Annotated in this window: 24 protein-coding genes; 3 read left to right on the top strand and 21 right to left on the bottom strand. The window is 27.4% G+C overall.

Annotated features, from left to right (window positions below; all coding sequences use genetic code 11):
• Window positions 1–44: 44 nt before the first annotated feature.
• The 5 genes from ACRCYC_RS09955 to cspBA form a co-directional block, all read right to left on the bottom strand.
• Entirely contained in the window at window positions 45–2,072 is a 2,028-nt protein-coding gene (locus ACRCYC_RS09955; protein WP_438618998.1) for an ATP-binding protein, read from the bottom strand.
• 112 nt (window positions 2,073–2,184) lie between these two features.
• Window positions 2,185–2,433: a TIGR03905 family TSCPD domain-containing protein gene (locus ACRCYC_RS09950; RefSeq protein ID WP_438618997.1), complete on the bottom strand. Its 249-nt coding sequence runs from the start codon at window positions 2,431–2,433 to the stop codon at window positions 2,185–2,187.
• Window positions 2,434–2,512: 79 nt separating this feature from the next.
• Window positions 2,513–2,713, bottom strand: coding sequence for a hypothetical protein (locus ACRCYC_RS09945; RefSeq protein ID WP_438618996.1), 201 nt, complete (start codon window positions 2,711–2,713; stop codon window positions 2,513–2,515).
• A gap of 96 nt (window positions 2,714–2,809) precedes the next feature.
• The gene (cspC, locus tag ACRCYC_RS09940; protein ID WP_438618995.1) at window positions 2,810–4,492 is read right to left on the bottom strand and encodes a bile acid germinant receptor pseudoprotease CspC; all 1,683 of its coding nucleotides are present in this window, start codon (window positions 4,490–4,492) and stop codon (window positions 2,810–2,812) included.
• Between the two features lie 11 nt (window positions 4,493–4,503).
• Window positions 4,504–7,755: a bifunctional germination protease/germinant receptor pseudoprotease CspBA gene (gene cspBA, locus ACRCYC_RS09935; protein ID WP_438618994.1), complete on the bottom strand. Its 3,252-nt coding sequence runs from the start codon at window positions 7,753–7,755 to the stop codon at window positions 4,504–4,506.
• A gap of 179 nt (window positions 7,756–7,934) precedes the next feature.
• On the opposite strand from cspBA, the gene ACRCYC_RS09930 reads away from it, so the two are divergent.
• Complete coding sequence (locus ACRCYC_RS09930) at window positions 7,935–8,405, top strand: staygreen family protein (RefSeq protein WP_438618993.1); 471 nt, start codon at window positions 7,935–7,937, stop codon at window positions 8,403–8,405.
• A 145-nt stretch (window positions 8,406–8,550) separates the two neighbouring features.
• Here ACRCYC_RS09930 and ACRCYC_RS09925 read toward each other — a convergent pair whose 3' ends face one another.
• Genes ACRCYC_RS09925 through ACRCYC_RS09880 form a run of 10 tightly spaced genes read right to left on the bottom strand, consistent with a single transcriptional unit; the run spans window position 8,551 to window position 18,230 of the window.
• Complete coding sequence (locus tag ACRCYC_RS09925) at window positions 8,551–8,844, bottom strand: nitrous oxide-stimulated promoter family protein (protein WP_438618992.1); 294 nt, start codon at window positions 8,842–8,844, stop codon at window positions 8,551–8,553.
• Window positions 8,845–8,857: 13 nt separating this feature from the next.
• Entirely contained in the window at window positions 8,858–10,528 is a 1,671-nt protein-coding gene (locus ACRCYC_RS09920) for an ABC transporter ATP-binding protein (protein WP_438618991.1), read from the bottom strand.
• Window positions 10,521–12,290, bottom strand: a complete 1,770-nt coding sequence (locus ACRCYC_RS09915) for an ABC transporter ATP-binding protein/permease (RefSeq protein WP_438618990.1) — start codon at window positions 12,288–12,290, stop codon at window positions 10,521–10,523. The genes ACRCYC_RS09920 and ACRCYC_RS09915 overlap by 8 nt, the downstream gene beginning before the upstream one ends.
• 1 nt (window position 12,291) lies before the next feature.
• Window positions 12,292–12,672, bottom strand: coding sequence for a YbaN family protein (locus ACRCYC_RS09910; RefSeq protein WP_438618989.1), 381 nt, complete (start codon window positions 12,670–12,672; stop codon window positions 12,292–12,294).
• A 9-nt stretch (window positions 12,673–12,681) separates the two neighbouring features.
• A complete protein-coding gene (locus tag ACRCYC_RS09905; RefSeq protein WP_438618988.1) occupies window positions 12,682–13,446 on the bottom strand; it encodes an ABC transporter ATP-binding protein in 765 nt (254 codons plus the stop codon).
• Window positions 13,440–14,477, bottom strand: a complete 1,038-nt coding sequence (locus ACRCYC_RS09900; RefSeq protein ID WP_438618987.1) for a FecCD family ABC transporter permease — start codon at window positions 14,475–14,477, stop codon at window positions 13,440–13,442. Before ACRCYC_RS09900 ends, ACRCYC_RS09905 begins: the two co-directional genes overlap by 7 nt.
• Window positions 14,470–15,354, bottom strand: coding sequence for a heme ABC transporter substrate-binding protein IsdE (isdE, locus tag ACRCYC_RS09895; protein WP_438618986.1), 885 nt, complete (start codon window positions 15,352–15,354; stop codon window positions 14,470–14,472). Before isdE ends, ACRCYC_RS09900 begins: the two co-directional genes overlap by 8 nt.
• Before the next feature lie 29 nt (window positions 15,355–15,383).
• A complete protein-coding gene (locus ACRCYC_RS09890; RefSeq protein ID WP_438618985.1) occupies window positions 15,384–15,944 on the bottom strand; it encodes a class D sortase in 561 nt (186 codons plus the stop codon).
• A gap of 1 nt (window position 15,945) precedes the next feature.
• A complete protein-coding gene (locus tag ACRCYC_RS09885) occupies window positions 15,946–16,584 on the bottom strand; it encodes an NEAT domain-containing protein (RefSeq protein ID WP_438618984.1) in 639 nt (212 codons plus the stop codon).
• An 11-nt stretch (window positions 16,585–16,595) separates the two neighbouring features.
• Entirely contained in the window at window positions 16,596–18,230 is a 1,635-nt protein-coding gene (locus ACRCYC_RS09880) for an NEAT domain-containing protein (RefSeq protein ID WP_438618983.1), read from the bottom strand.
• Window positions 18,231–18,467: 237 nt separating this feature from the next.
• Between ACRCYC_RS09880 and ACRCYC_RS09875 the strand changes: the two genes are divergently transcribed.
• The gene (locus tag ACRCYC_RS09875) at window positions 18,468–19,154 is read left to right on the top strand and encodes a helix-turn-helix transcriptional regulator (RefSeq protein ID WP_438618982.1); all 687 of its coding nucleotides are present in this window, start codon (window positions 18,468–18,470) and stop codon (window positions 19,152–19,154) included.
• Between the two features lie 90 nt (window positions 19,155–19,244).
• Here ACRCYC_RS09875 and hydF read toward each other — a convergent pair whose 3' ends face one another.
• From hydF to ACRCYC_RS09850, 5 genes are all read right to left on the bottom strand, one after another.
• On the bottom strand, window positions 19,245–20,432 hold the full coding sequence (hydF, locus tag ACRCYC_RS09870; RefSeq protein ID WP_438618981.1) for a [FeFe] hydrogenase H-cluster maturation GTPase HydF: 1,188 nt from the start codon (window positions 20,430–20,432) through the stop codon (window positions 19,245–19,247).
• Window positions 20,433–20,441: 9 nt separating this feature from the next.
• On the bottom strand, window positions 20,442–21,818 hold the full coding sequence (gene hydG / locus ACRCYC_RS09865; protein ID WP_438618980.1) for a [FeFe] hydrogenase H-cluster radical SAM maturase HydG: 1,377 nt from the start codon (window positions 21,816–21,818) through the stop codon (window positions 20,442–20,444).
• 16 nt (window positions 21,819–21,834) lie between these two features.
• Entirely contained in the window at window positions 21,835–22,884 is a 1,050-nt protein-coding gene (hydE, locus tag ACRCYC_RS09860; RefSeq protein ID WP_438618979.1) for a [FeFe] hydrogenase H-cluster radical SAM maturase HydE, read from the bottom strand.
• 206 nt (window positions 22,885–23,090) lie between these two features.
• The gene (locus ACRCYC_RS09855; protein WP_438618978.1) at window positions 23,091–24,491 is read right to left on the bottom strand and encodes a [FeFe] hydrogenase, group A; all 1,401 of its coding nucleotides are present in this window, start codon (window positions 24,489–24,491) and stop codon (window positions 23,091–23,093) included.
• A gap of 208 nt (window positions 24,492–24,699) precedes the next feature.
• Complete coding sequence (locus tag ACRCYC_RS09850; RefSeq protein ID WP_438618977.1) at window positions 24,700–24,876, bottom strand: (2Fe-2S)-binding protein; 177 nt, start codon at window positions 24,874–24,876, stop codon at window positions 24,700–24,702.
• A gap of 172 nt (window positions 24,877–25,048) precedes the next feature.
• Between ACRCYC_RS09850 and ACRCYC_RS09845 the strand changes: the two genes are divergently transcribed.
• Window positions 25,049–25,663, top strand: a complete 615-nt coding sequence (locus ACRCYC_RS09845; protein ID WP_438618976.1) for a DUF4397 domain-containing protein — start codon at window positions 25,049–25,051, stop codon at window positions 25,661–25,663.
• Between the two features lie 21 nt (window positions 25,664–25,684).
• Here ACRCYC_RS09845 and ACRCYC_RS09840 read toward each other — a convergent pair.
• Window positions 25,685–25,974 (bottom strand): hypothetical protein (locus ACRCYC_RS09840; protein WP_438618975.1); only part of this gene is annotated, 290 nt, incomplete at its 5' end.

Here is a 25,974-nt window from a genome sequence, read left to right as displayed (position 1 = left end):
GCAATTCCCAAATTTTAACAATATTTTCAAAATTTTTGATTTATTTAATGCAACTCATATATATCTGAAAGCTCTAATTCTATTTTTTGAACATCTATTTTATACTCTTTAATTTCATCTTCCATAATATCGCCTAATAATTTTTTATTTGGTAGTAAAATTTCAAATTCTGTACCATTTTTACCATCGCTTTCTAAATATATTTCTCCTTCATTTAGTTCTATTATAGATTTAACTATACTAAGTCCTATTCCACTACCCTCATTCATTCTATTTAAAGATTTATCTGCTTGTACAAATCTCTCAAATACTAAATCTTGCATACTAATTGGAATACCTACTCCATTATCTTCAACTATTATTTGAACCCATTCTTTATTTATGTGTATATCTACAAAAACATTTCCATTTGGATTTGTAAATTTAATAGCATTCGATAATAAATTTAACATTACCCTTTCAATCATTTCAGGGTCACATTTAATTATAAGCTCTTCTACATCTGTATCAAATACAATATTTATACCCTTTTGCTTAGCATAACTTATAACTGACATAGTTATTTCTTCTACTAATCTAACTATATCGCAATTTTTAAAATTGGGTTTCGTATATCCTACATCTATCTTTGTTATATCCACTATATTGTTTATAAGTCTTAGCATTCTTTGACAATTTAATCTTAAGCTTGATCTATAACTATTGTATGACTCTCTAAAATCTAATTCTGTATTATTTATCTTAATATCTAATAATTGAACAGTTGAATAAAATATATTTAAAGGAGTTCTAAGTTCATGACTTATATTTGCGAAAAATTCACTTTTAACCTTTTCATGATTTTTCATTTTTTCATACTCCATCATATGACTTTCCATCCTATATTTTTCTGTTATATCTGTAAATGTAACTACAAAATTTATGTACTTTCCTTGACTATCTATATTTGAAAGTTTAGAATCCATAATAGTTTGTATACTACAATCAATTATTAAATTTCCATAATTTAAGTTTATTTTTCCATTCCAACAACCATCTTTTAAAATGTGTTCTTTTATTTCATTTATTACTTCTTCATCTCCGGTTTTTAATATTTCTTTAATTTTTTTAGTCAACATTTCTTCAGTGATTTCTTCATTTTCAAAAAATTGACTTTTCATTTTTTTATTTGCATATATTATTTGCCCATCTAAATTACTAATATATATACAACTATGCTTATTTTCTTCAACTAAATTATAAAATACTTTTACTTCTTCTTTTAATTCCCTATTTTTCTTAACAATTATAATAAGTTCTAAAAACAAACCTATTATAAGTACAATAAATGCCATATAAGTTATTGATATTGAGATAAATTTAATATCCATTACAGGCATGTCAGAACCCACAATCGCATATATTGCTTTAATCCAAAGCATCAATATACTAGCACCTATAACTGAATATGTATAATCATTTTCCTTAATACTTTTTCTAAAAAATATTATACTAGTTAGTGTATAAGTAAGTATTAATGCTAAATTATACATCCTAAAAAATGAAGTATCTTTATTCATAGGAAATAATATACTTTCCCTCTCTAAATATCCAACTATTACAGCTAATATTAAAACTAATCCTATAGCTTTAAATTTATGTTCCATAATATATAATCTTACTTTTTTTAATGGAAATGCTGCTATCAAAATAATCACTATTCTCATTAGAGATGTAGATATAGCAATATAACCCTTCATGCTTATAATAGTATTTTCTAATGTTAAATTATCAAATACACCTAATAATATATCTATAAAAAATATCATATACATCAAAGAAATTATAAATAACTCTTCTTTTTTAGTGCTGCTATAACAAAGCAAGCAACTCACAATTGCTAAAAATGAAAGCATTATATTAAATACTCTTATAAAATCCTCTGGCTTAATACTCATACTTAATTTAAATTTCAATATAAATACTAAGCTAAATATGTATAATAAAACTAAGAAAACTGATATTCCTATAGTTAACTTAGTAGCTAGTCTATTGTTAACTTCAAATTTCTTTGCCCGCTTTAATTCCACCATAATTCTCTCCCCTATTAATTATTACTACAAACTATATCACCATTATTTAAAATAGTCTATATTTTCGACAATAAAAGACAGGTTAAGCATTCTTAACCTGTCTTTTGTAAAATTATTTTTTTCTTGATTTTATAGCTCTTGATAATTGATCTGGGCAAGATGTAGATTTTGTTCCACAAGTTATACCTTCTAATATTTGTGCTACTTCATCAGCTTTTTTTCCTATAACTAATGATTTTATTCCTAACTGATTTCCAGCACAACCGCCAATAAATTCAACATCTTTTATTATATTATTTTCATCTATTTCTAAATTTATTCTGCTGCAACAACAACCTGATGTTTTATAACTTATTTTCATATTAATTCTCCTTCACAAATTATAAATATAATTAATATTCATTATATTAATTTGCGATAGGTTTTGTTCATGGCTTATTTTACTTGTCTTTTCTATTTTTTTCTAAAAGCTCATCTATTTCATATTTATTTGGATGAATAAAAGAATATGGAGTATCATCTGATAATTCTTCTATAGACCCACCTTTAAATAATTCTTCGTATCCTCTTTTTTTAGGTATAAATAATTCCTCATATGAATTACTTTCAATTGGTGAATTGCTCTCATGTTGTTTTTTCATATTTTTTGCCTCGCTTATTTTCTTATTTCAATTATTATGCACTTATTATAACTATATATTACTATTACCCATTATTTATTTTTTTAAATATTTTTTTTATAAATTTCTAGCAATTTGCCTAAAAGTATTTTTTAAATTCAATACTCCATATCCTTGAGATATATTTGGATATGTATATATATCATTTCTAGCTGCTCCTAACATTAAATATGTCCTTAAAACATCCGTAAATAAAGATAACTTAGGCAAACTACTTTCTTTTTCTAAGTATTCCATTATTAATGCAATCGCTCCACATACTATACTAGAACTAACTCCAGTTCCAGTTGACGTATTATACCCTCCGTTTATATAGGTAGATATAATATCAACTGCAGGTGCTAATATATCTGGAGCTATTCTATTTCCATTTAAACTTCCTTTAGAAGATCCTATCCATAATCCATTAGTCTTTCCATCGTAGCCTCCAACAGTTATTACTTTTCTAGATAAAGCTAATTGAGTTATTGTACCTGTAGATTTAGGATCTAAAAATCTAGTATCTTTAGATATCAAAACTTTATTAGGAAGATATACATCATAGTTTCCATTTATTATAAATTCTGGTCTTAGCCTAAGAGTCCAAATTCCTGGTTTTATATCTTTTAAATTTATCTCAACTGACTGCTCTGCTGTTTCTAACCAAGGAAATCTATTTACTATTCTATACAATGTTTTTTCTATATAAAACTTTCCAGTATATATCTGATCATCTGGACTATATATAACATTTTGACTTACATCCCCAGATGGTGATATTATTTGTATTCCTATTTTATCAGGTCCTGAACCACTAAAAATCACATCTAAATTGTTATTTTCCCCATTTTGAAAAACAACATCTACATAATCTTTTACAAGTTTAATATTATTATGATAGTGTATATCTGTATTTCCTTCATTACCTGCTCCACTTACCAAGATATTGCCTGATACTTCAAATGCTGCATATGTTTCTAGTATAGATGCTTCTATACTTATATCTGCCTTTGTTCCTACTGTCAAATTGATTATCATAGGTCTATTTTCTTTTCTGGCTATTTCAGTTACATATGTTATAGCAGCTAAAAAGTCTGATGCTGTATAACTTATTTTTCCTGGGTAATAAATACCATTATAACTTCTCAATTTTACAACTACTATATCAGCATCCGGTGCAATACCTTTGTATTCTTTATTTACCTTTCCTTCCCCTACTAAAATCCCACAAACTGTAGTTCCAGTTCCTGTGGTATCAACACTTAAATTGGAATTATTTTCTAATATAGCTTGATTTATTTCTGATCTATTAAATTCACTTCCAAATATCATTCCTTTTGGTGGTGTTTTCGTATCATTTTCTTGATCCCATAAGTATATTATCTTGCTGCTATTATCGTTATTCATTAAGTCTTTGTGTAAATAATCAACCCCTGAATCTATTACAGCAATTAGTATTCCTTTTCCAGAAACATTTATATATGGATTTGTATATATATAATTTGCTCCTGCAGCATCTGCAGCTGACTCTCCATTTTCAACATTATTTGTAATGTTTATTAAAGAGCTCATAGGATCTGAACCACTCCACCATTTAACTTCTTTAATATTATCTAATACACTTTCATCAAAATTCATAGGTACATATATGGAGGCAAGCTTATCGTTTAATATAACATATTGATTTATATTATTTTTTTTAAAAGCGTCTATTATATTACCTCTATATAATAAATAAAAAGATTTTTCATTTTTATACAATATCTTACCTCCTATTTAAATTGCTCAAACATTCCTTTAAAATTAAAAACTCCATATCCCCATATATTATTTGGATATACTATATCTCCAAGTCTATTTGCTCCACCTTGCATAAAAGTTCTTATTTTTTGAACAAATCCTTTATTAGGATATCTATCTCCAACTATGGTATATTCAAAGTATAGAGCTAATGCTCCTGATACATGTGCTGCAGCTGCTGCACTTCCTGTTATCTTTGCATAACTATTGTTTAAATATGGAGCTATTATATTTACTCCAGGTGCTATAACATCTGGCTTTATTGTATTTATTAAATTTGGACCTCTCGATGAAGATGCCCATACACTTCTAGTAATAGAGTTATAAGTTCCTATAGTAAGTACATCCTGTTGAACCCCTGGATAATTTATTGTATAATTCGGAGTAGATTCTTTAAACTTGGTTCCATTATTTATAAATACTCTATTTTGAAGATAAACATTATACTGCCCACCAGTTATATATGCACCTTCTAATCGTAGTTTCCATATACCTGGTTTTGCCCTTTTTAAATATACTATAGTATGTTCTTGACCTGAATATGTTGTTGGGAAAAAATATCTAATAGAATACTCTGTATTTTCTAAATCTAGTATTCCACTTACCAAATCATAGTTTGACAAATCTATAGCTTTAGTTTCTTCCCCACTTGGAGATATTATAAACAAATTTACTCTGTCTGGTTTACTTAACCATATCTCTATCCTTAAATTTGGTTCTTCTTCTTGTATTTGTATTTCTATATCAACAGTATCTCCATCTCTTTTTAATGTCCCAGAGGTATGAGTACTGGTATCTCCTTCATTTCCTGCTCCAGTTACTATACATCTGCCATTTGAAAAATAAGTTTCTCTACTATTTACTCTACTTGCATATCCTGCTAAACCATTACTTCCCATTGATACATTTAATACTGTTGGTATATCTAATTCTTCTGATTTAAGGTTTACATACTGTGATGCTACAGATAACATCGCACTATTATATACCCCATTTATTTTTGCAACCTTTATAATTATAAGTTCCGCTCCTGGTGCTACTCCTTCATATGCTTTATTTATATTTCCAAGACCTGCACAAATTCCACTAATCATAGTTCCATTTCCGTCTTCATCAGTTGATAAGCTTTTATCATTATCTTTTATAGCTTTGTTTATATCTTCTTTTGTATATTCAGTTCCTAAGAAAAATCCCTTAGGTGGATTTCCATCTTTTGTTTGGTCCCATAAATAACGAATTTTACTAGTTCCATCTGGATATATAAAGTCTTCATGCAAATAATCAATGCCTGTATCTATAACAGCTATTATAGTTCCTTGGCCTGTTAACTGTATATTAGGATTATTTTTAAAAAAATTAACGCCTATGTCTTCTTGACCTGTTACCCCATTGTCAATACCTCTTGTTATTTCACCTAAAGGCGTAACCTTTATTACATTTTCAATAATTTGAACAGATTCTAGATTTAAAATTGCTTCTATATTTTTTCTACTTAATGCATCAAAGAACATTAACGTACTCGTTTCACTGAGTCTTATGATTTCATATGGTACTTTTAAATTTTTTAAATCTTCATTAAATCCTATACTATGTTTTATATAAATAGCATTAGCTATATCTGTTTCTATTTTTTTTTGTCTTTTCTTTCTTGATTTTCTAGTTAATTTTTCAAGTTGTAAATTATTTAAATCTAAAAAACCATATCCATAAGAAGAATTTGGATATATCCTATCATTGTTTCTCCTTGCACTTTCATTTATAAGAGCCCTCGTTTTTTGAGAATATAAAAATTGATCATTTCCTTTTATAATCCCCCACTCCATTAAAAGGCAACATACTCCTGTTGCATGTGGAGTTGCCATGCTGGTTCCAGTTAATGCACCTAAACTTCCTCCTGGTAAAAAAGATACTATATCTTCTCCTGGAGCTAATATATCTGGCTTATATATGCCGTTTGTAATATCTCCTTCTCCTGAAAAACTTGATCTTGTATCTGTTTTAGAATTAAAACTACCGATTGTCAAAACTTTATTAGCAGTACCCGGTACCGTAACTGTTAATATTTCATCTGCTTCTAAAAACTTAGTATCCTTTGATAATGATTCAGATGTTGGTAAATACATATCTATGTTTCCATCTATTATATCAATTGGTGTAAATACTAAGGTCCATATGCCAGGAGTAATTTGCGTATTTGAATTTAATTGTATAGTTACTCTTCTTACTAAAGAGTAAGGTGGTATCTGGTAAAAATATCCTATAACTTTTGTATTTTCTAATTTGTTATTTATGCTTGGAGAATTTTGGTTCATTATCTGGGTTCTTTGGTTGGATGGACTTTTTACATATACACTAAAATCATCAATATAGTGTGGCCATATATTTATATTTATTAATTTTTCATTCTCGCCTACTATAAATTCAACTTCTTTTGATTTGTCATTAGTAAGTTTAATTCTTTTATGACTACCTTTTAAAGCATTGTTTCCTGCTGCTACAACTATATTATTTTTCCAAAATAAGCTCATTTCATCTATATACTCCTCAAATAAAGAAAGTCCTTTATGTGAACCTTCATTACTTCCATAACTTATATTTATGGCAATAGGCATTTTAAGCTCTAAAGATTTATCTAGCATAAACTTTATAGCTCTCATAAATTCCGTACTTTTAGAAAATACATCTGTTTGTCTTCTTCCTACTCTAACAGCTATTATATTAGCTTTATTTGCAATACTTGCGCAAATTCCTAAAACATGAGTACCATGTGTACTTGTTGTGTGAATTACAGCTTCGTTTATATTTTCTTTTGTATATAATGTTCCACTATTGAAACCTTCTGGTGGATTACCATCTATAGATTGATCCCAGTAATACAATATTTTAGATTCTCCATTTTCATCTTTAAATATAGGAAGAGTATAATCAATTCCTGAATCTATAATGCCAATTAATGTTCCTTCTCCTGTTAGTTGATTTCTTTTTTTAAATGTATCTATGCCTGTAATTGAAAAGCTTTGTATATCCTGAGATTCTAAAGTAAATGGTTTTTCTACATATTCTATTTCTGGATATTCTACTAATCTATTTATATCATCTATATTTTTTGATGTTATTATTGCATAAGAAGGGCTTAATATTTCAACAAGTACATCAAGTTCATCTTCTAACCTTTTTACGTCTGAATTATATTTAACTATTACTTCATATTCTATAGTAATCACCTCTTATAAATTTATGATATTAATAATATATTCCTTAAGTATAGTTATATATATCAAAATTTTTTCAAAATAATAAATATAAATTCATAATTGGTTTTGCTTTGAAATTTAAACATCTATCACAAATTTTTAAGATTAAAATATAATAAATTACATAATTATTTTAGGATGTGATTTTGATGAGCAATTTAGACTCTGTTAAAGTAAATGTAGAGATAGTTAAACCTTATACAAGTACTGAACCTATACGTTTTAGAAGATATACCGTTATTCATAGTGAAGATTCTAGTTCTATTAATGTAGTAATTAGTTCTGAATTTGAAATGCTTAAATTTAGTACTGTGAGTACTGATATAATTTATGGTCAATGGGTTTGGTTTTTTAATGATATTTATCAGCTTAATTTATTTGCTTTTGTAGGTGATTATCCTTATGAAATTTCCAAACTTAGATATAATCAATTTTTAGAAAAAATGCCTATATCTATAAGCGCAATAGTTAATGGAGATATGAAATTTTTAGAAAATAGACCAGTTCTTCTTAATACTCCAGTTTTAGTTAGATTCATATCTAAATATGCTGAGTTTAATAAAATATCTCAGTATGGAATTATACGACAATATATTGAAACTGATGAAGACAGTGAATAAATTCTTATTTTAAAAATATAAAAGACTATAATTTATTGTAAATTATAGTCTTTTATATTACATATTATTTTTTATGATATAAAATTCTAATATAGATCCCCTATCTGTAAATAAAATTTACTGTGTTTTTTAATTTAAAAATAATTTATTCAAATATATGTTTAATAAATTCTATAGGACTATATATTATAAGCCTTGGTCCTGCAAACTTCATCACATCTTTTATCTTAGCTCTCATATCCTTTTTATAGCAGTGTATAGGACACTTACTACAAAATTTTTTATCATTACCAAACTTACAAAAATCTAACCTTTTATTTGCATAATTTAATAATTCTTCACATTCTAAGCATAATCCAACTTTGTTCTTATGCTTTTTTTTACAGTATATAGCTATCATAAGTTTGATAGTTTTTTTCTCTTTTTCTATTCTAGTCATAAAATCCCCCTAATTAACTACAACTAAGAGTATTATTTTTAACATAAATTTTCTTGTCACATATAGCTGCACTAGATTTTCTATGCGAAACCATTATGAGTGTTTTATCTATGCATTCATTATTTATACTTTTTAATATCTCAGCTTCATTTAATGTATCTAAATTACTTGTAGGTTCATCTAGTATTAATATATCTGCATTATGTAAAAACGCTCTAGCTATACCTAATCTTTGTTTTTCTCCTGAAGATAAATTCCCTCCAAGTTCACCTACATTAGTTTCATATCCATTAGGTAATGTTTTTATAAATTCGTGTATAGAAGCTTTTTTACAAGCATTTATAACGTCATCTAAAGTAGCATCTATATTCCCTATTTTTATATTATTTTTTATTGTATCATTAAATAAGAATGTTTCTTGAGTTACTAATGATTGTGATTTTCTTAAAGTTTTAGTAGGTATACTTTCTATATTCTTATTATCTATAGATATATTACCTTTATTAACATCCCAAAATCTCATCATAAGTTTTAAAAGTGTACTTTTACCACATCCACTTTCTCCAAGTATAGCTATTTTATCACCTTTATTTATATCAAGATTTATATTTTTAAGTAATACTTCATCTCTTTTATCATAACTAAATTCAACATCTTTAATATTCATATCATGTGAACTTAAATCACATTCACCATCAACTTCTTTAACTGAAGGTACTTCATCTAATATATTAAATAATCTTTGTGCACAGGCAAAAGTATGTACTAAATTATTAGATAAGTTACTAAGTGCAACAACCGGTCCAAAAGAGCTAGATAGTAACACTATAGCTACTAATAATTCACCCATATTTATGCTTCCTATTTGATATAGATGTATGCCTATGAATAAAAATACTAATATAGCTATCATTATAGTAACATCAGTAAAAGCTTTAACTATACCTTCATGTTTTTTAATTCCTTTTAACTTATCATTTAATTTATCACTATTTTCATTTATAGCATTTAATCTAACTTCACCTTGATTAAATAATAATATCTCTTTTATACCTTTTAACGACTCTAATAAAAAACTATTAGTTCTTCCAAATTCTTCTCTGTATTCAACCCCATATTCGTTCCCATACTTAGAAGATATTACAGGTATAATATATCCTACTATTATATAAAACTCAAAAGCTGCTATTCCAAAGTATATATTTATACTAAATAATATAAATGTTACTACTATAGAAGTAATTATTGCTATAGCTATAGGAGCTATAGTATGAGCATAAAATACTTCTAATAATTCTATATCGCTTGTTATTACAGATATTAAATTACCTTTTTCCTTAGTTTCAAGTTTTGCTGGTGCTAACTTTCTAAGAGCTTTATATACTTTATATCTAAGTACCTTAAGTATAGTGAATGCTATATAGTGACCTGAATATTGTTCTATGTATCTTAAAACTCCTCTTAAAATAGCACATAAAATCATTATAATTATACAAGTTTTAAAAGTGATTCCCATATCTATTCCGATACTAGTGCCTATTGCTACAGCTCCAAAAGTCGTTATAGCCATAGATGCTAAAAATCCTAATACTCCAAAAGTTATAGTTATGCACATTACTGGTGTTAGTGGCTTTAACACCTTTATAAGCCTTAACATTATACTAAATCCTGATTCTCTATTCACTTATAGCCACCTCCAAATATGCTTTTTCTTTATATATACTCTCTAAATTATTTTGATGGCTAACAAGTTCATAATACTTTCCATTACCATCCATAAGATTTTTATGATTTCCACTTTCAACTACTCTACCTTTATCTAGTACATATATAACATCTGCATTTTTAACATTAGCCAATCTATGAGATATTACTATAACAGTTTTATTATCAGATATTTCATAAATAGATTTCCATATCTTTTCTTCACTCTCAACATCTATATTAGATGTAGCTTCATCAAATATATATATTTCAGGATTAGATATTATAGTTCTAGCAAGAGCTAATCTTTGCTTCTGCCCTCCTGATAATAAAGATCCTCCTTCTCCTACATTAGTTTTAAGCTTATTAGGTAGGCTCATTACAAAATCATATAAGTTTGCTTTCTTAAGGGCTAATTTAATATCAGTTTCATTTGTATTTTTATTACCCATTTTTATATTTTTTTCTATAGTTGTATTAAATATATATGCATTATGATTTATAAATCCTAGCTTCTTATTTAATACTTCAAATGGTATATCATCTACATTAAGTCCATTTAGTTTTATACTTCCACTATCTACTTTTCTTTGCTTTAATAATAAGTTTGTTATTGTACTCTTTCCACATCCGCTTTCACCAACTAAAGCTACCATTTTATTTTTAGGTATATCAATGTTTATATTGTTAAGTACTTTTCTTTCCTTATCATAACTAAAGTCTACATTATCTATTTTTATATTTATATTGTTTAATGATTTTAACTCTTCTTTAGTTAAGTCTTGTTCTTTGTTAACTTCACTATCTAATAAATCAAATATCTTATCACTTGCAGCTATTCCATTCATAGCAACATGGAAATATGAACCTAATAATCTAAGAGGTATGAAAAACTCAGAGGATAATAATATTATTATTAAAACACCACCTATAGTTATATTACCTTTATTAAATTCTAATATAGCTATAATAATACCTAAGCTAGCTCCTCCAAATGCTACTAAATCCATTATAGTTATAGAATTTAACTGCATAGATAATACTTTCATAGTTATTTTTCTAAAGTGCTCAGCTTCTTTATTCATTTCTTCATTTTTACTCTCATCTAAACTAAATATCTTTAGTGTAGTAAGTCCTTGAAGATTTTCTAAAAATGAATCTCCTAAATTAGTATATACATTCCAGTACTTACTAAGTAGCTTCTTCGCAAACTTCATTACAGCTATTATAGATACTGGTATTAATGGTACACATAAAAGTAATACTATAGCTGCTTTAAAACTTATAAATGATACTATAAAAAATAAAGTTATAGGTGCTAATAAGCTATAAAACAACTGAGGAAGATATCTTCCAAAATATATTTCTAATGCTTCAACTCCATCAACAGTTATTTGCACTATAGATGATGTTGATATTGTATCTATATAATTCACACCTAAATCCAATAATTTTTTATAAATCTTTTCTCTTATGCTCTTTCTAACATTAGCTGATGCATGATAAGAAAATTTAGTTGATATATAATTACATATAAATCTTATAATTAAAACTAAAAATATAAATACAGATGATTTTAATATGTTTATATTTAAATTATTTGAATATAGTTTATCTACAATATTACCTATATAAACTATTATTAATATATTACAAATTATAGATATCCAATTCATTAAAACTGTAAGTCCTACCCACTTTTTAGAATCTTCACTAAGTGATAGTAATCTTTTGTTTACCATATTATAATGCCTCCCTTTTTATTGTCTTCATCTTTGTAAAAACTGCTACCTTAACTATCCACATCGCAATAATTATCATTCTCATTGTAGAGTTATTAATAACTATAAACATGAATATTAATAGTATAGATACAGGTATTGTTAACCAAAGTTTTGCTTTTAAAGTCATGCCTCCTTGTTCTCTAAATGACTTTACATACTTTTCATAAACTTTAGTTTTCATAAATTTTTCATTTAATCTATCACTACTTTTTAATAAACAAAATGATGTAAGTAGTAATAGGGGAGTCGTCGGAAGTAATGGTAAAAATATACCTATTATACCTAGTGTAAGTGCTATTAAAGCTACTATTAAATACATAATTTTTTTTAAGTTTTTCATTTTCTCCTCCTAACATACCTTTAAAGGTATAAAATACATCTCACTATCATTTTCCCCTATAAATCCATCTACATTATATACATCTTTTATTATTTCTTTATTTATAATACGCTTAGGTTCACCATGTTTTATTATAGATCCATCTTTCATTATTATAATATTATCACTATATTTTATAGCCTGGTTTATATCGTGAAGTACCATTATTATAGTTATATTATGCTTTTTATTTAAGTTTTTTACCATTTCTAATATTTCTATTTGATGGTATATATCAAGATAAGTTGTAGGTTCATCAAGTAATAAAACTTCTGTATTTTGTGCAAGTGCCATAGCTATAAATGCTCTTTGTCTTTGTCCTCCAGATAAACTCATAACTAATTTATCTGATAAATCATTTAAATTAGTTGCATCTATTGCCCACCTAACAATTTTTTCATCTTCTTCTTTAGATGAATTTTTATGTGGTACTCTACCATAGCTTATTAAAGTTTTCACGGTTATATCCTCTGGAGATTGATTCTGTTGATGAACTGTTGCTATACGTTTTGCTATTTCTTTGTATTTCATATTATTTAATTTAGTATCTTCTATAAACACATCTCCACTTTTAACCTTGTTGTAACAAGAAAGTAAGCTAAGTAGTGTCGACTTTCCACATCCATTAGGCCCAAGTATAGTAGTTATCTTCCCCTTAGGTACATCTAAACTTAAATCCTTTATAAAATTCTTTCCTTTAATATATGAAAACTCTAAATTCTTTCCTCTTAACATTTACTTTCACCTCTTCTAAGTAGATATATAAAAAATGGAGCTCCTATTACAGACATAACAAGTCCTACAGGTATTTCATATGGTTTTAATAAGCTTCTTCCAAGTGTATCTGCTAAAAGAAGTAGTACACCTCCCATAACTCCACTAAAAGGTATTAAATACTTATGGTCTGAGCCTATTATAAATCTAGCTATATGAGGCACTATAAGTCCTACAAATGATATAATACCTGCAACTCCTGTTGATATACTAGCTAAAAATACTGCAACTGCTGATATAACTATCCTTTGTTTATCTGTATCTATACCTAAACTCTTAGCTGTCTTATCTCCAAGTACTATTAAGTTACAAGTTTTAGAAAGTGGTATAGTCATTATTATTCCTATTAATGTATATATAGCTAGTGTTTTTACATCTATCCACGAAACAGTAGCTAAACTTCCACTTAACCACATTTGTATACTATTTGCTCCATTTCCATTTATCATGGTAACTATTGAAGCTAGAGAACTTAAAAGTGCATTTATACAAACTCCCGCTAAAACTATTCTAATAGGTGTAAACCCTTTATCATAGGCTACACTATAAACAAGTATTGCTGCAATTAAACCTCCACCAAAAGCCAATATAGATTTAAATCCATTTAATTGTGGGAAAAACACCATTACTATTATGGCTACTAAACTAGCTCCTGCTGATATCCCTGTAATACCAGGATCTGCTAGGGGATTTCTCATTACAGATTGTAAAAGAACTCCTGTTACAGCTAGATTGATTCCAACAAATACAGCAATTAATACTCTTGGTAGCCTTAGATCTTTTATAATCCCTATATTTCCAGTAGTTTCACTTGAAAATAATCCACTTATTAATTCTAGAAACCCAATTTCTATACTTCCTGTTTTCATAGAATATAGCATTATAAATACAAGTGATATTAATCCTACTCCTATATACATCAATTTTTTACTATTTTCGCTTATACTCTTTTTTTCATAATGTATTTCTTCACTACAACACGCCTTATTCATAAAGTATAACTCCTAACTTATCTATTGCTTCTACAGCCTTTAAATTTGCACTCATTCCAAAGTATTCGTTTTCTAAATAATGTACATTTCCATTTTTTACAGCATCAACTCTTTGCCAAGAAGTATTTTTACTTAATTCATCTTCAACCATCTTTTTAGATTCTTCAGGTACTGCATGAGTCATAACCAGAATTTTTTTTGGATTAGCTTTTATAACCTCTTCTATATTTATAGGTAGAAATGATGACTTATCACTTTTAAATAAATTATTTCCACCAGCTATATCAACTAAATTTCCAACATAGGATTTATCAGTTCCTATCATCATAGACCCCGGTGCTGCAAATATTATCATTACATCTTCTTTACTATCTTTTGTCTTATCTTTTAATTCATTTTCTTTATTTTCTAAATCATTTAAGATTTCACTTGCTTTATCGCTTTTATCGAATTTATTTCCTAATGACTTTATAGTTTCTTTTAATCCATCAACTGAGCTTAAATTTACAAATTCACTTGGTATATTATTTTGAATAAACATTTCTTCATAGTCTTTTCCTAATGTATCTACAGATACAACTACACTAGGATTTAAAGATTTTATTATTTCTAGGTCAGGGTTCATAGGATTTCCAACTTCGACTGCACCTTCAGTACTTTTAGGCAATTCATATGAAGTTTTTGGAACTCCACCTACCTTAACTCCTAATTTATCTAATATTTCAGTAATAGCAACTGATGTAGTTACTACTACCTCACCTTTATTTTCATCTTTAACACTGCTATTATTTTTAACTTCACCACTACTAGTGCATCCAACCATTAAACTAAGTGCTAGTACTCCTATTGTAGAAGCTATATATCTTTTAAGTTTCATATCCTAAATCTCCTATATTTATCTACATTTTATTTTGTTATTAATTCCCCTTTGACTATTAGCCTATTTTTGCCATCGTCTGTACAAGTAACTAAAGTAATTTCTTTTTTATCCATATTTTGTTCTAAAACTGATAAATCCTTAGAATCTGTTTCAAATACTTTAGTTATTTTGTATGTAAATTCATCATTAACAGTTTTTATAACGATTTCATCATCTACTTTTACTTTATAGAGTTCATTAAAAACCTCATTATACATATAGCTACTATGTCCTGCTAAAGAAAAGTTACCTTTTTGCCCTGGCATAGCACTAGTTTCAAAATGGCATACATAATGCTTTAAATATTTATTTTCTATCCCATGAACTACTGCTGTGTTTAACTTTATAGAAGGTATTTTTATAATTGCTATCTCGTCACCTAGTTTAGGATTTTTTATAGACTCACTACTACGTTTACTTGATATTTTATTTTCAAAATTTTTAATTGCTTTATTTTCCATGCTTTTAGAATATATTTTTAGAGATAGTGAGCCTACAATTAAAGCTAGGCCCACTATAATAAGTAATTTAGTTAATTTATCTCTCATATTACTTACTCTTCTTATTTGATTTATTAAATATTAATGTAGAAACTCCAGCTACAACTGCTATCCCTAAACCTATAAATAACAGATTATTAGAATCATTCTCACTAGATTTTTCTTCTTGTTTAGTAGTTTTCTTATTAGTAGTCTTTTCATCAGTTGTTTTAACTTCTTCTTTAGGTTCGTCTATCTTTTCTATTAACTTTAAAGTATCTGTTTTTGTTATTATGTCAAATTCAACATCTCTACCCATAGCATCTACATATATGTTAGCCTTTATTTTAGGTTCTAACGAATTTGCTTCAAATTTTAAATCTATACTTTTTTCTTCTGGATTTTCTGAAACAATTTCAGCTCCTATATCTTTACCATCTAATATTATTCTGTAGTTCTCCATATAATCTGTACCTGTAAATCCAACAGTATAATAAACTTTACCCTTGCTCTTTTCTATCTTCATAGTAGGTTTTAGGTATGTTCTTGACATTGACATTCCTATTTCATTTTCATGATAAACATCATTTTCAACTTCATATATACCACTTTCTAGTTTATCAAGTTCGTTTGCACTAACAGTTATCATAGACGTTAATAGCATTACACTAACTAACATAAATGAAAACATAGATTTTATAATTTTCATTAATTATTCCTCTACTTTCTTTTCTTTCTACCTATTGTTAATCCACCTATTGTAGCCATACTACCTGCCATAAGCATAGTATCACCATTTAATAAGCTTCCTGTTTGAGGTAATTTACTATTTGATTCGTAGTCTTTAACAAATGTTAAAGTATCTTTAAGTAACTTAACTCCAAAATCTATGTTAGAACCCATAGGTATAACGAATAATTCAACTTTTATATCTGCATCAACATTTGGTATTTCAAATCTTATACTTATACTGTTAGAATCTTTAGATACTACCTCGTGATTAACTTTACTTCCATTTACATATATTTTATGGTCTTTCATAAGATCAACCCCTGTAAATGTTAACGTAGCATAAGTTTTACCATTTTCTTCTTCTATCTTACTAGTTTCATTTAAGTATTTTCTAGCCATTTCTTTTCCTGTTGGGTTATCTTCTATTATCTCATTTTTTATAGTATATAGCTTACCTTTAACTGTAGCATTTCCAGCTGTATTTTCTGATTTATTTGAGCTATCATCTGAATTATTATTTGAACTATTTCCTGAGTTATTTCCTGTGTTTGTATTGTTACTAGATGGATTATTAGGTATAGTTGGTTCTTCATTTGAACTTACAAATTTTATAGTAGATTTTTCTAACCCTATTCCAAATTCAACATCTTTATTCATCGCTTTTACAAATATATTCATACTTATATTAGAATCTACACTAGGTACTTCCACTTTAAATTTAACATTATTATTTCCCAAGTCTGTTTTTGTAAAGTTCATATTTTTTCCATCTACTTTAATTTTCACATCTCCCATCATGTCATATCCTGACATTTCAAAAGTTATGTAAGTCTTATTATCTTTAACTTCCATCACTGTATTTTCATTTAATAAATTTCTAACCATTGCATACCCTGTAGGATTGTCACACTTTACAGTATTTTTTAACTCATAAAATCCATTTTTATATTTACCATCTTGATTATCAGTTGATGGCTGATTATCTGGTTTGCTTGGTTGTTCTGGCTGTTGTGATTGTTCTGGATTCTCTGGTGTTTCTGGCTTACTTGGTGTTTCCGGAACTTCTGGATTTTCTGGTGTCTCTGGAGTGCTTGGTACTTCTGGTTGTTCTGGTACCTCTGGTGTTTCTGGAACTTCTGGTAGTACAGGTGGTTGTGTTTTAAAATCACTCTTTACGATACAATTTGCATCTACAACAAAATCTCCAAATGGATTTATCTTAACTCCTAAAACTATATTAGAGTCTATAGAAACAACTTCAAATTCTACCGTTCTTATATCTCCATTTAAAGTATTTTTTACTTCTACTCCGCTTCCATCAACGTCTGCTGTAACTTCTTTTATCATATTTCCAGATGTAAATTCCAACCTCATATATTGTTTTCCATCTCGTATTTCTAGATTACTAGATTGTAAGTATCCATTAGCCATAGAATCTTTATTCTCATCTGATAAATTCTTTAAAGTTGTATTTAGTTCATATACTCCATCTGCAAATTGAGCTATAGGCTTTATATTTGTATCTCCATCATATGCACTTACCTGTGTAAGACTACTTCCAAATATTGATATCACAGCTAAAGCCATAGCTGTAGTTTTATACATTTTTCTTTTTAATAACATTTTTAATTCTCCCCTTTTTTATATCTTCATTTACGTTAATGATATTCATTATTAATCATTACTCATTATTGTTGAGTTTTTGTCATTTTTATTGAATAATTAATTGATAGTGATTTTCATTTATATATTTATATTATCTTGAATTGGATGTATTTTCTAAAATATATTCGCTTTTTTATAAATATTTTGGCATAATTTATAATTTTAATAATTTTTCAAAAATTAAAGGGGATTTTTATGAAAACAATAAAATTAGTCTTAGAAGACTTTTATAACTGCTCTAAATTACCTATAAAGGCTTTAGATTTAAACTTTAAAAATATATATACTAAGGGATATAACAATAAATTTGAAACATTGTTTAATGAACTTGATATCATTTCAAAATTTAAAAGTGAATATCATGATTTACCTAAGGCAACTTTATCCTATGATAATAATACTAGTTTTTTAATTACCACAATGTCTAAGTATGATAATAATAGTGGATATTATGTGCTTGGACCATATGATTCTAATGATAGGTATGCTATTGAGTATTTATTAAATTTATTAAATACTATACATGAAGATAAATTTAGTAGAGGTCGTGCTAATTTGAATTTTAGTTCTTATGTAAAAAAATCAATAGAGTATTGTCTTGAAAATTATGATTCAAATATAAGTATTGATTCTATATGTGAATACTTAAATATAAATAAAAGTTATTTTTGCAAAAAATTCAAACAAGAAACAGATTATACCTTTTCTAGTTTTTTAAATATCTTAAGAATAGAAAAAAGCAAAAAATTATTAATTTCATCTGATATGTCACTACTTGATATAGCTATATCTGTTGGATTTAATAGTCAAAATTACTACACTATAGTTTTTAAGAAAATAACTGGAATAACGCCTTTAGAATATAGAAATAAAATACATTAAATCCTAATTTTCAAAAATAAAATTAGGCAACAAAAAAACAACTTCCTTCGAATGTAAATAGTTATAAATTCATTCAAAGGAAGTTGCTTTTTATTTAAATATACTTACAGATCTATCTAATATTCCTGTAAAATATGCTATAACCATACCATAATTAGTTATAGGAACATTTTTTTCTTTACATATATCAATTTTATTTAATACACTTTTTCTATTTACCATACATGCTCCACAGTGAATAATAAGATCATAATCTTCTATGTTTTCTTTAAAATCATAGCCTACCTTATAATCAATATTAATGTTTCCACCTGCTATTTTTCTTAACATATTTGGTATTTTAACTCTACCTATATCTTCATGAGACACATTATGTGTACAACTTTCACATATAAGTATTTTATCATTAGGCTTTAGAGAATCTAACTTTTTAGTTCCTTCTAAAAAATCTTTAAGATCACCCTTTTGTCTTGCAAATAATATAGAAAAACTAGTTAAGTTCATAGTTTTAGGAATCATAGCTTCTACTTCTTTAAAAGCTTGCGAATCTGTTATAACTAAATCTACATCTTTTAAGTCACTTAATGCTTCAGTAAGTTCAGTGTCTCTTACTACATAAGTTTTTATACCATGGTCTAGACAGTCTCTTATAACTTGAACTTGAGGTAGTATTATTCTTCCTTTTGGAGCTTCTGAGTCTATTGGAACTACTAAAATAACTTTAGATCCATAAGGTAGTATATCTCCAACTATAGGCTTATCTTCTTCCTCTTGTTCTAAGTTTTTAACAAGTTCTTCTTTTAAAGTATCTATACCTTTATTATCTTTTACTGATATAAATATAGAATTATTAAATAGCTTATTTATATTATTAATTTCTTCTTCATTTAATATATCTAGTTTGTTAACAACAACTATATGCTTAACATTATATTTATTAGCTTCTTTTTTCCAAACTTTATATGTATCTATATCTACATTTTTGCCATCAACTACATATATAGCAAAATCTAGTCTTTTTAAATAATCATAACTTTTTTTAATTCTTACTTCACCAAGCTCACTTTTATCTTCAAGCCCTGCCGTATCTATTAATAATACTGGTCCAAAAGGTATTAATTCCATAGCTTTTTGAACAGGATCGGTAGTTGTTCCTTCAACACTTGATACTAAAGATATATCTTGATTTAATATTTTGTTCATAAGTGATGATTTACCACTATTAGTGTTTCCATATATCCCTATATGTTTTCTATTTGCATTTGGAGTAATGTTCATATATGCCTCCTATAAGTAGAAATCTCTTTCTCCCTTTTTCATCTTTTCCATGCTTTCTTTAGTACGTTCTTTTATATCTTCTCTTTCTATGTTTTCAACTTCAGTTTTTATTATTTCTTGTGCTTTATCGTATAATTCTTTATCTCCATAATCTAGAGTGAATTCAAGTAATGTCATAAGAGCATTTGGTTCACAAACATATTTTATATTTCCAGATTTAGCAAGTTGCATAAATCTATCTCCAGTTCTTCCTTTTCTATAACAAGCTGTACAGTAACTTGGTATATATCCATCGCTTAATAATTCTTTTAATATCTCTATTGGACTTCTTTCATCATTAGTTTTAAATTGTTTACTTTCTTTTCCTTGTTCTCTTTCCTTGTATCCTCCAACCCCAGTTGATGAACCAGCAGAAATTTGACTTACTCCATAGTGTAATAACTCTTTTCTCATAGATGCAGTTTCTCTAGTTGATAATATAAGGCCTGTAAACGGTACTGCTATTCTAAGCACTGCTACTATTTTTTTAAATGTTTCATCATCTAATAAGTGTGGATAATTTGCAAGAGTAACCCCTGTTGCTTCTTGAAGTCTTGGCACTGATATAGTATGGAATCCTACTCCAAACTTTTCTTCTAGGTGAGCATTGTGCATCATAAGTCCTAATACTTCAAATCTAGGATCTGCTAATCCAAATAAAACACCAGCCCCAACATCATCAATACCAGCTTCCATAGCTCTATCAAAAGCTGTTAAGTGGTAATTATAATCTCCCTTAAGTGATTTTGGATGCATAGTTTCATAAGTTGGCTTATTATATGTTTCTTGGAATAATATATAAGTTCCTATTCCTTTTTCATGTAAAGCTTTATAGTTTTCTACAGTTGTAGCTGCTATATTTACATTAACCCTTCTTATTTCTCCATTTTCATTTTGAGTTTTATATATAGTATCTAAACATTCTAGAGCATAATCTATAGGTGCATTAACTGGATCTTCTCCAAGTTCAAGTGCTAATCTCTTATGTCCCATTTGTTCTAATATTTTTACTTCTTCAGCTACTTCATCCATTGTTAATCTTCTTCTACAAAACTCATTATCTCTTCTATAACCACAGTAAACACAATTGTTTACACAATAATCACTTACATAAAGTGGAGCGAATACAACTATTCTTTTTCCATATATATCTCTTTTTATTTTTCCTGCTAAAGAATATATTTCTTCTAAATCTTTTTTATCTTCTGTTTGAAGTAAAATTGCTATATCTTTATATGATAATCCTTCTCTTTTTTTAGCTCTTTCTAGAACTTCTTTTATTTCTTCATTTGATGGATTTTTAGTTTCTTCTAAAATTTTATATATTTCTTCATGGTTTATAAACATAACTTAATCTCCTTTATTATTTTCTAAATTCAGGATTATCTCCTCTACTTACTTCAATTTCAAAACCTGCTTCATTTATCTTTTTCTCTATCATAGTTCTATACTCTGCATCTTCATCTAATATATATGCTTTATTGTCATATAAAGAATACTTTCTTCTAACAGACATAGGAGATAAGTTCGGCATTATAACATTTCCTCCAGCTCTTAAACCTTGCTCTCTACCATTTGAATCAATGCTAGATAAAGCAGTCGTTGCTGGTAGTAATACTTTTGGAAGTAATAATCTAACAATAGCTAAACAAATTACAGTCGTTTCTAAGCTTCCATGTTCATAATCTTTAAGTGGTGTGTCTTTATGCGGTATAAAAGGACCTATTCCACACATTGCAGGCTCAAAATCTTTTATAAATCTTAAGTCATTAACTAAGTCTGCATTAGTTTGATTAGGTATTCCAACCATAAATCCAGCACCTGATTGATATCCTATTTCTTTTAAATTTTTCAAACAATTTCTTCTTGTTTCAAAAGGTTCACCTGGATGTATACTTTCATAAAGATCTTTGCTAGCACTTTCATGTCTTAGTAAATATCTATCAGCGCCTGCATCATACATTTTTTTATAAGAGTCATAACTTCTCTCACCTAAGGATAACGTTATCGCGTTGTTTGGAAATTCACTTTTAACAGCTTTTATTATCTCTATAACTTTTTCATCTGTAAAGTAAGAATCCTCTCCACCTTGAAGAACAAAAGTCTTATATCCTAGCTTGTCCCCTTTTCTAACACATTCTAAAACTTCATCTAATGTCAGTCTATATCTTTCTGCATCTTTATTGTGTCTTCTAAGCCCACAATATAGACAATCTTTCTTACAAAAACTCGTAAGTTCTATAAGTCCCCTCATATAAACCTTATTACCATAAGTTCTCATTCTAGTTTCATGAGCTCTTTTCATTAATAACACTTTTGACTCTTCATCTATATTATCTAATAAATATAGTAACTCCTCTTTACTTGCATCATTTGTTTTATACAGTTTTTCTATAATCGCTTTAACATCCATATATTCACCTCGATTTTAATCATTATATAATTAATACCCAAATATAGTATTTAAAAATTTTTTTAAATGCTATATTTAAACATCAATTTTTTTCTTTCTAACATATATTATTTAGATTGAAGGCACTGGGGTTATATACTTTGTTGAAGAACTTTTAATAAGAATGAAACAAAATATATAACCCCAAACCTTCAGCTAAACAATGACTAACCTATCTCGCTTTGATTTACATCCTTATCTAATCCTAACATATCATGCTTAGATTCGAAAGTAGTATGTAAAAGTTCATGTGACATATGAGATAGAGGTTCTTTAAAAAATTCCTTATAAACATTTATTACATCTGGATTTTCATAGCTACATTTTATAGCTATATGCTTATCTTTATCGTATAACCCTTCTATACGTTTTAATCTCATTTCATTTGTAATTCTAGCTTTCATCTTAGGTTGTCCTGCACCACCTATGCATCCACCCTTGCAAGTCATAACTTCAACAAAATCATATTCAACTTCGCCAGATTTTAACTTTTCTATTAATTTTCTAGCATTTTCAGTTCCTTGAACAGCTGCTAATCTTAAAGTTGTACCTTCTATATTTACCGTAGCTTCCTTAACATCTTCAAGTCCTCTAACTGGATGGAAATGTAGGAAATCTTTATGTGGATTTTCATGTGTTAGTATATTGTATACAGTTCTAACCGCAGCTTCCATAACTCCACCACTATTACCAAAGATTACACCTGCTCCACTTCCAAGACCTAACATATTATCAAATTTTGATCCTTCTAAGGCTTCAAAATCTATTTCATCTTCTTTTAACCACTTAGCAAGTTCTTTAGTTGTTAATATTATATCATTATCCTTCATATTTTCAACATTGTTAAACTTAGCTGATGCATTCATTTCAGGTCTATCTATTTCATATTTTTTAGAAGTACAAGGTGTTATAGTAACATTCACTATTTTACTTGGATCTATATTAGCCTTTTGAGCAAAGTATGTTTTTACAACAGTTCCTTGTATAGCTATTGGGCTTTTTGTAGTAGATAAATTTGGTATTAATTCTGGATAAAATGTTTCTGCAAATTTAACCCAAGATGGACAACAACTTGTGAATTGAGGCAGTTTACCTTTTCCACTTAAAAGACGACTTACTAATTCACTACCTTCTTCCATTATTGTCATATCTGCTCCGAAAGTTACATCAAATACATAATCCCCACCAAGTTCTCTTAATGATTGAACCATCTTATCTTCAACATAAGATCCTTCTTCCATGTTAAATTCTTCACCAAGTGCTACACGAACAGCTGGTGCAGTATTAAATATAACTATTTTTTCAGGATCATTTATAGCTTCTTTAACTCTGTCTATATCTTCTACTTGAGTTATAGCTTTTTTAGGACAAGCTTGTACACATTGACCACAATTTATACATATTGCTATATCTCCAGTTTTTTCTAAGTCGAAATAACCATTAACTCCTATTTCATTTGCACAAACTCTTTTGCATAATCCACATTTAATACATTTATCATAGTCTATTTGTATCGATGGATTGTCTAGTTCTATTGGAACTACTTTTTCTGTAAATAAGTGTTTCATGTTAATTACTCCTTCATTGTGATTTAATTCATAACGTCAAATTTTAAATCTTATTTTAATTGTACTTTTCGACAATTAATTACTTAATATGCTTATACCCAATATTTTAAATTTATATCATGCTATTTCCAATTAATTGCATAAAAAAATACCATTTATTCATAAATGCTTAGAATAAACGGTATCCTTTTTTAATTTTTTATATAATTTATTTGTTTTCTTCTATTAAAGATTCTATTTTAGATTTACATCTACCACCATGGCAAAATCCTGTTGTAGCTCCTGTTGCTTCTTTAACATCTTCTACTGTATTTGCTCCATTTTTTATAGCTTCTACTATAGTATCTTTTGTTATTCCTTTACATAAACATATTTTTTCTGACATAATAACCCTCCTATTTAAAATCTTTTTTATATTTATTATATTCATATTATACCCACTTATTTTGTCTTTAAATATTTTTATCATGAATTTATGTATTAAATTAAGAACATAATGTTTTCACCTTTCATAAAGTGTTAATAAGTTAAATTTTATTGTTAAGGGGGAAATATATATGGATTGTTTTAAAACTAAGGATGGTAATTCTATCGTTAGAGTTTTTCATGCGTCTCCTGATGCGCCACCCGTTGATATTTATATAGATGGTAAGCTTACTGTATCTGATTTAGCTTATTCTGATATATCCGATTATTCATATCTTGAAGAAGGCATCCATACAATAGATTTGCATCCAGCTGGAGATGAAAAAACTATTGTATTAAGTAAAATGGTTGATGTTCCCGATGATAGAATATTTACTATATCAGCTATAAATAATTTAGCTAATATTGAGTTATTTTTAATAGAGGATGATATAGATGAAATTCCTTCAACTAAGGAAGCTACAGTTAGAGTTGTTCATTTATCACCTAATGCTCCTGCTGTAGATATATTAGCTAATAATAATATATTATTTAAGGATTTAAAATTTAAAGAAGCTACTGATTATGTAAAAGTTCCTGCCGGTTCATATGATATAGACGTTGTTTTAACTGGCACTAATGATATAGTTTTATCAAGTAATGCAATTTTAAAAGCAAATAGAATTTATACAGTGTACGCTATAGGTAACCCACCTGGATTAGGTATAATTCAATCAGTAGATGTAAATTCTTATATTTGTAGATAAAACAGGGTGTTAAACCCTGTTTTATTTTGATGTTTTAATTACTAAGTTTATTAGTTCTATAATATTCATAGATATATATAATTCATTATAAGTGGCCCAAATCAAATATTTTTTTAATTTATCCCACTTTAAATTTTTATTTATATCTTCTTTGCTTATACCGTATATTTCTTCTATTATTTTAATAACTTTATCTTTTTTATCAAATGGTAAATTTTCATTACTTTCTATATTATTTTTTATAGCTTTTACCATGTTATCTACATTTTTGATATTATATATATAATCATTTACTATTTCATCTCTTTTAT

It is taken from the genome of Paraclostridium sp., from assembly GCF_051657365.1.
Lineage (GTDB): Bacteria > Bacillota > Clostridia > Peptostreptococcales > Peptostreptococcaceae > Paraclostridium.
The sequence above is the reverse complement of the archived record's forward strand: the minus strand, read 5'-3'. Positions and strand labels throughout refer to the sequence as shown.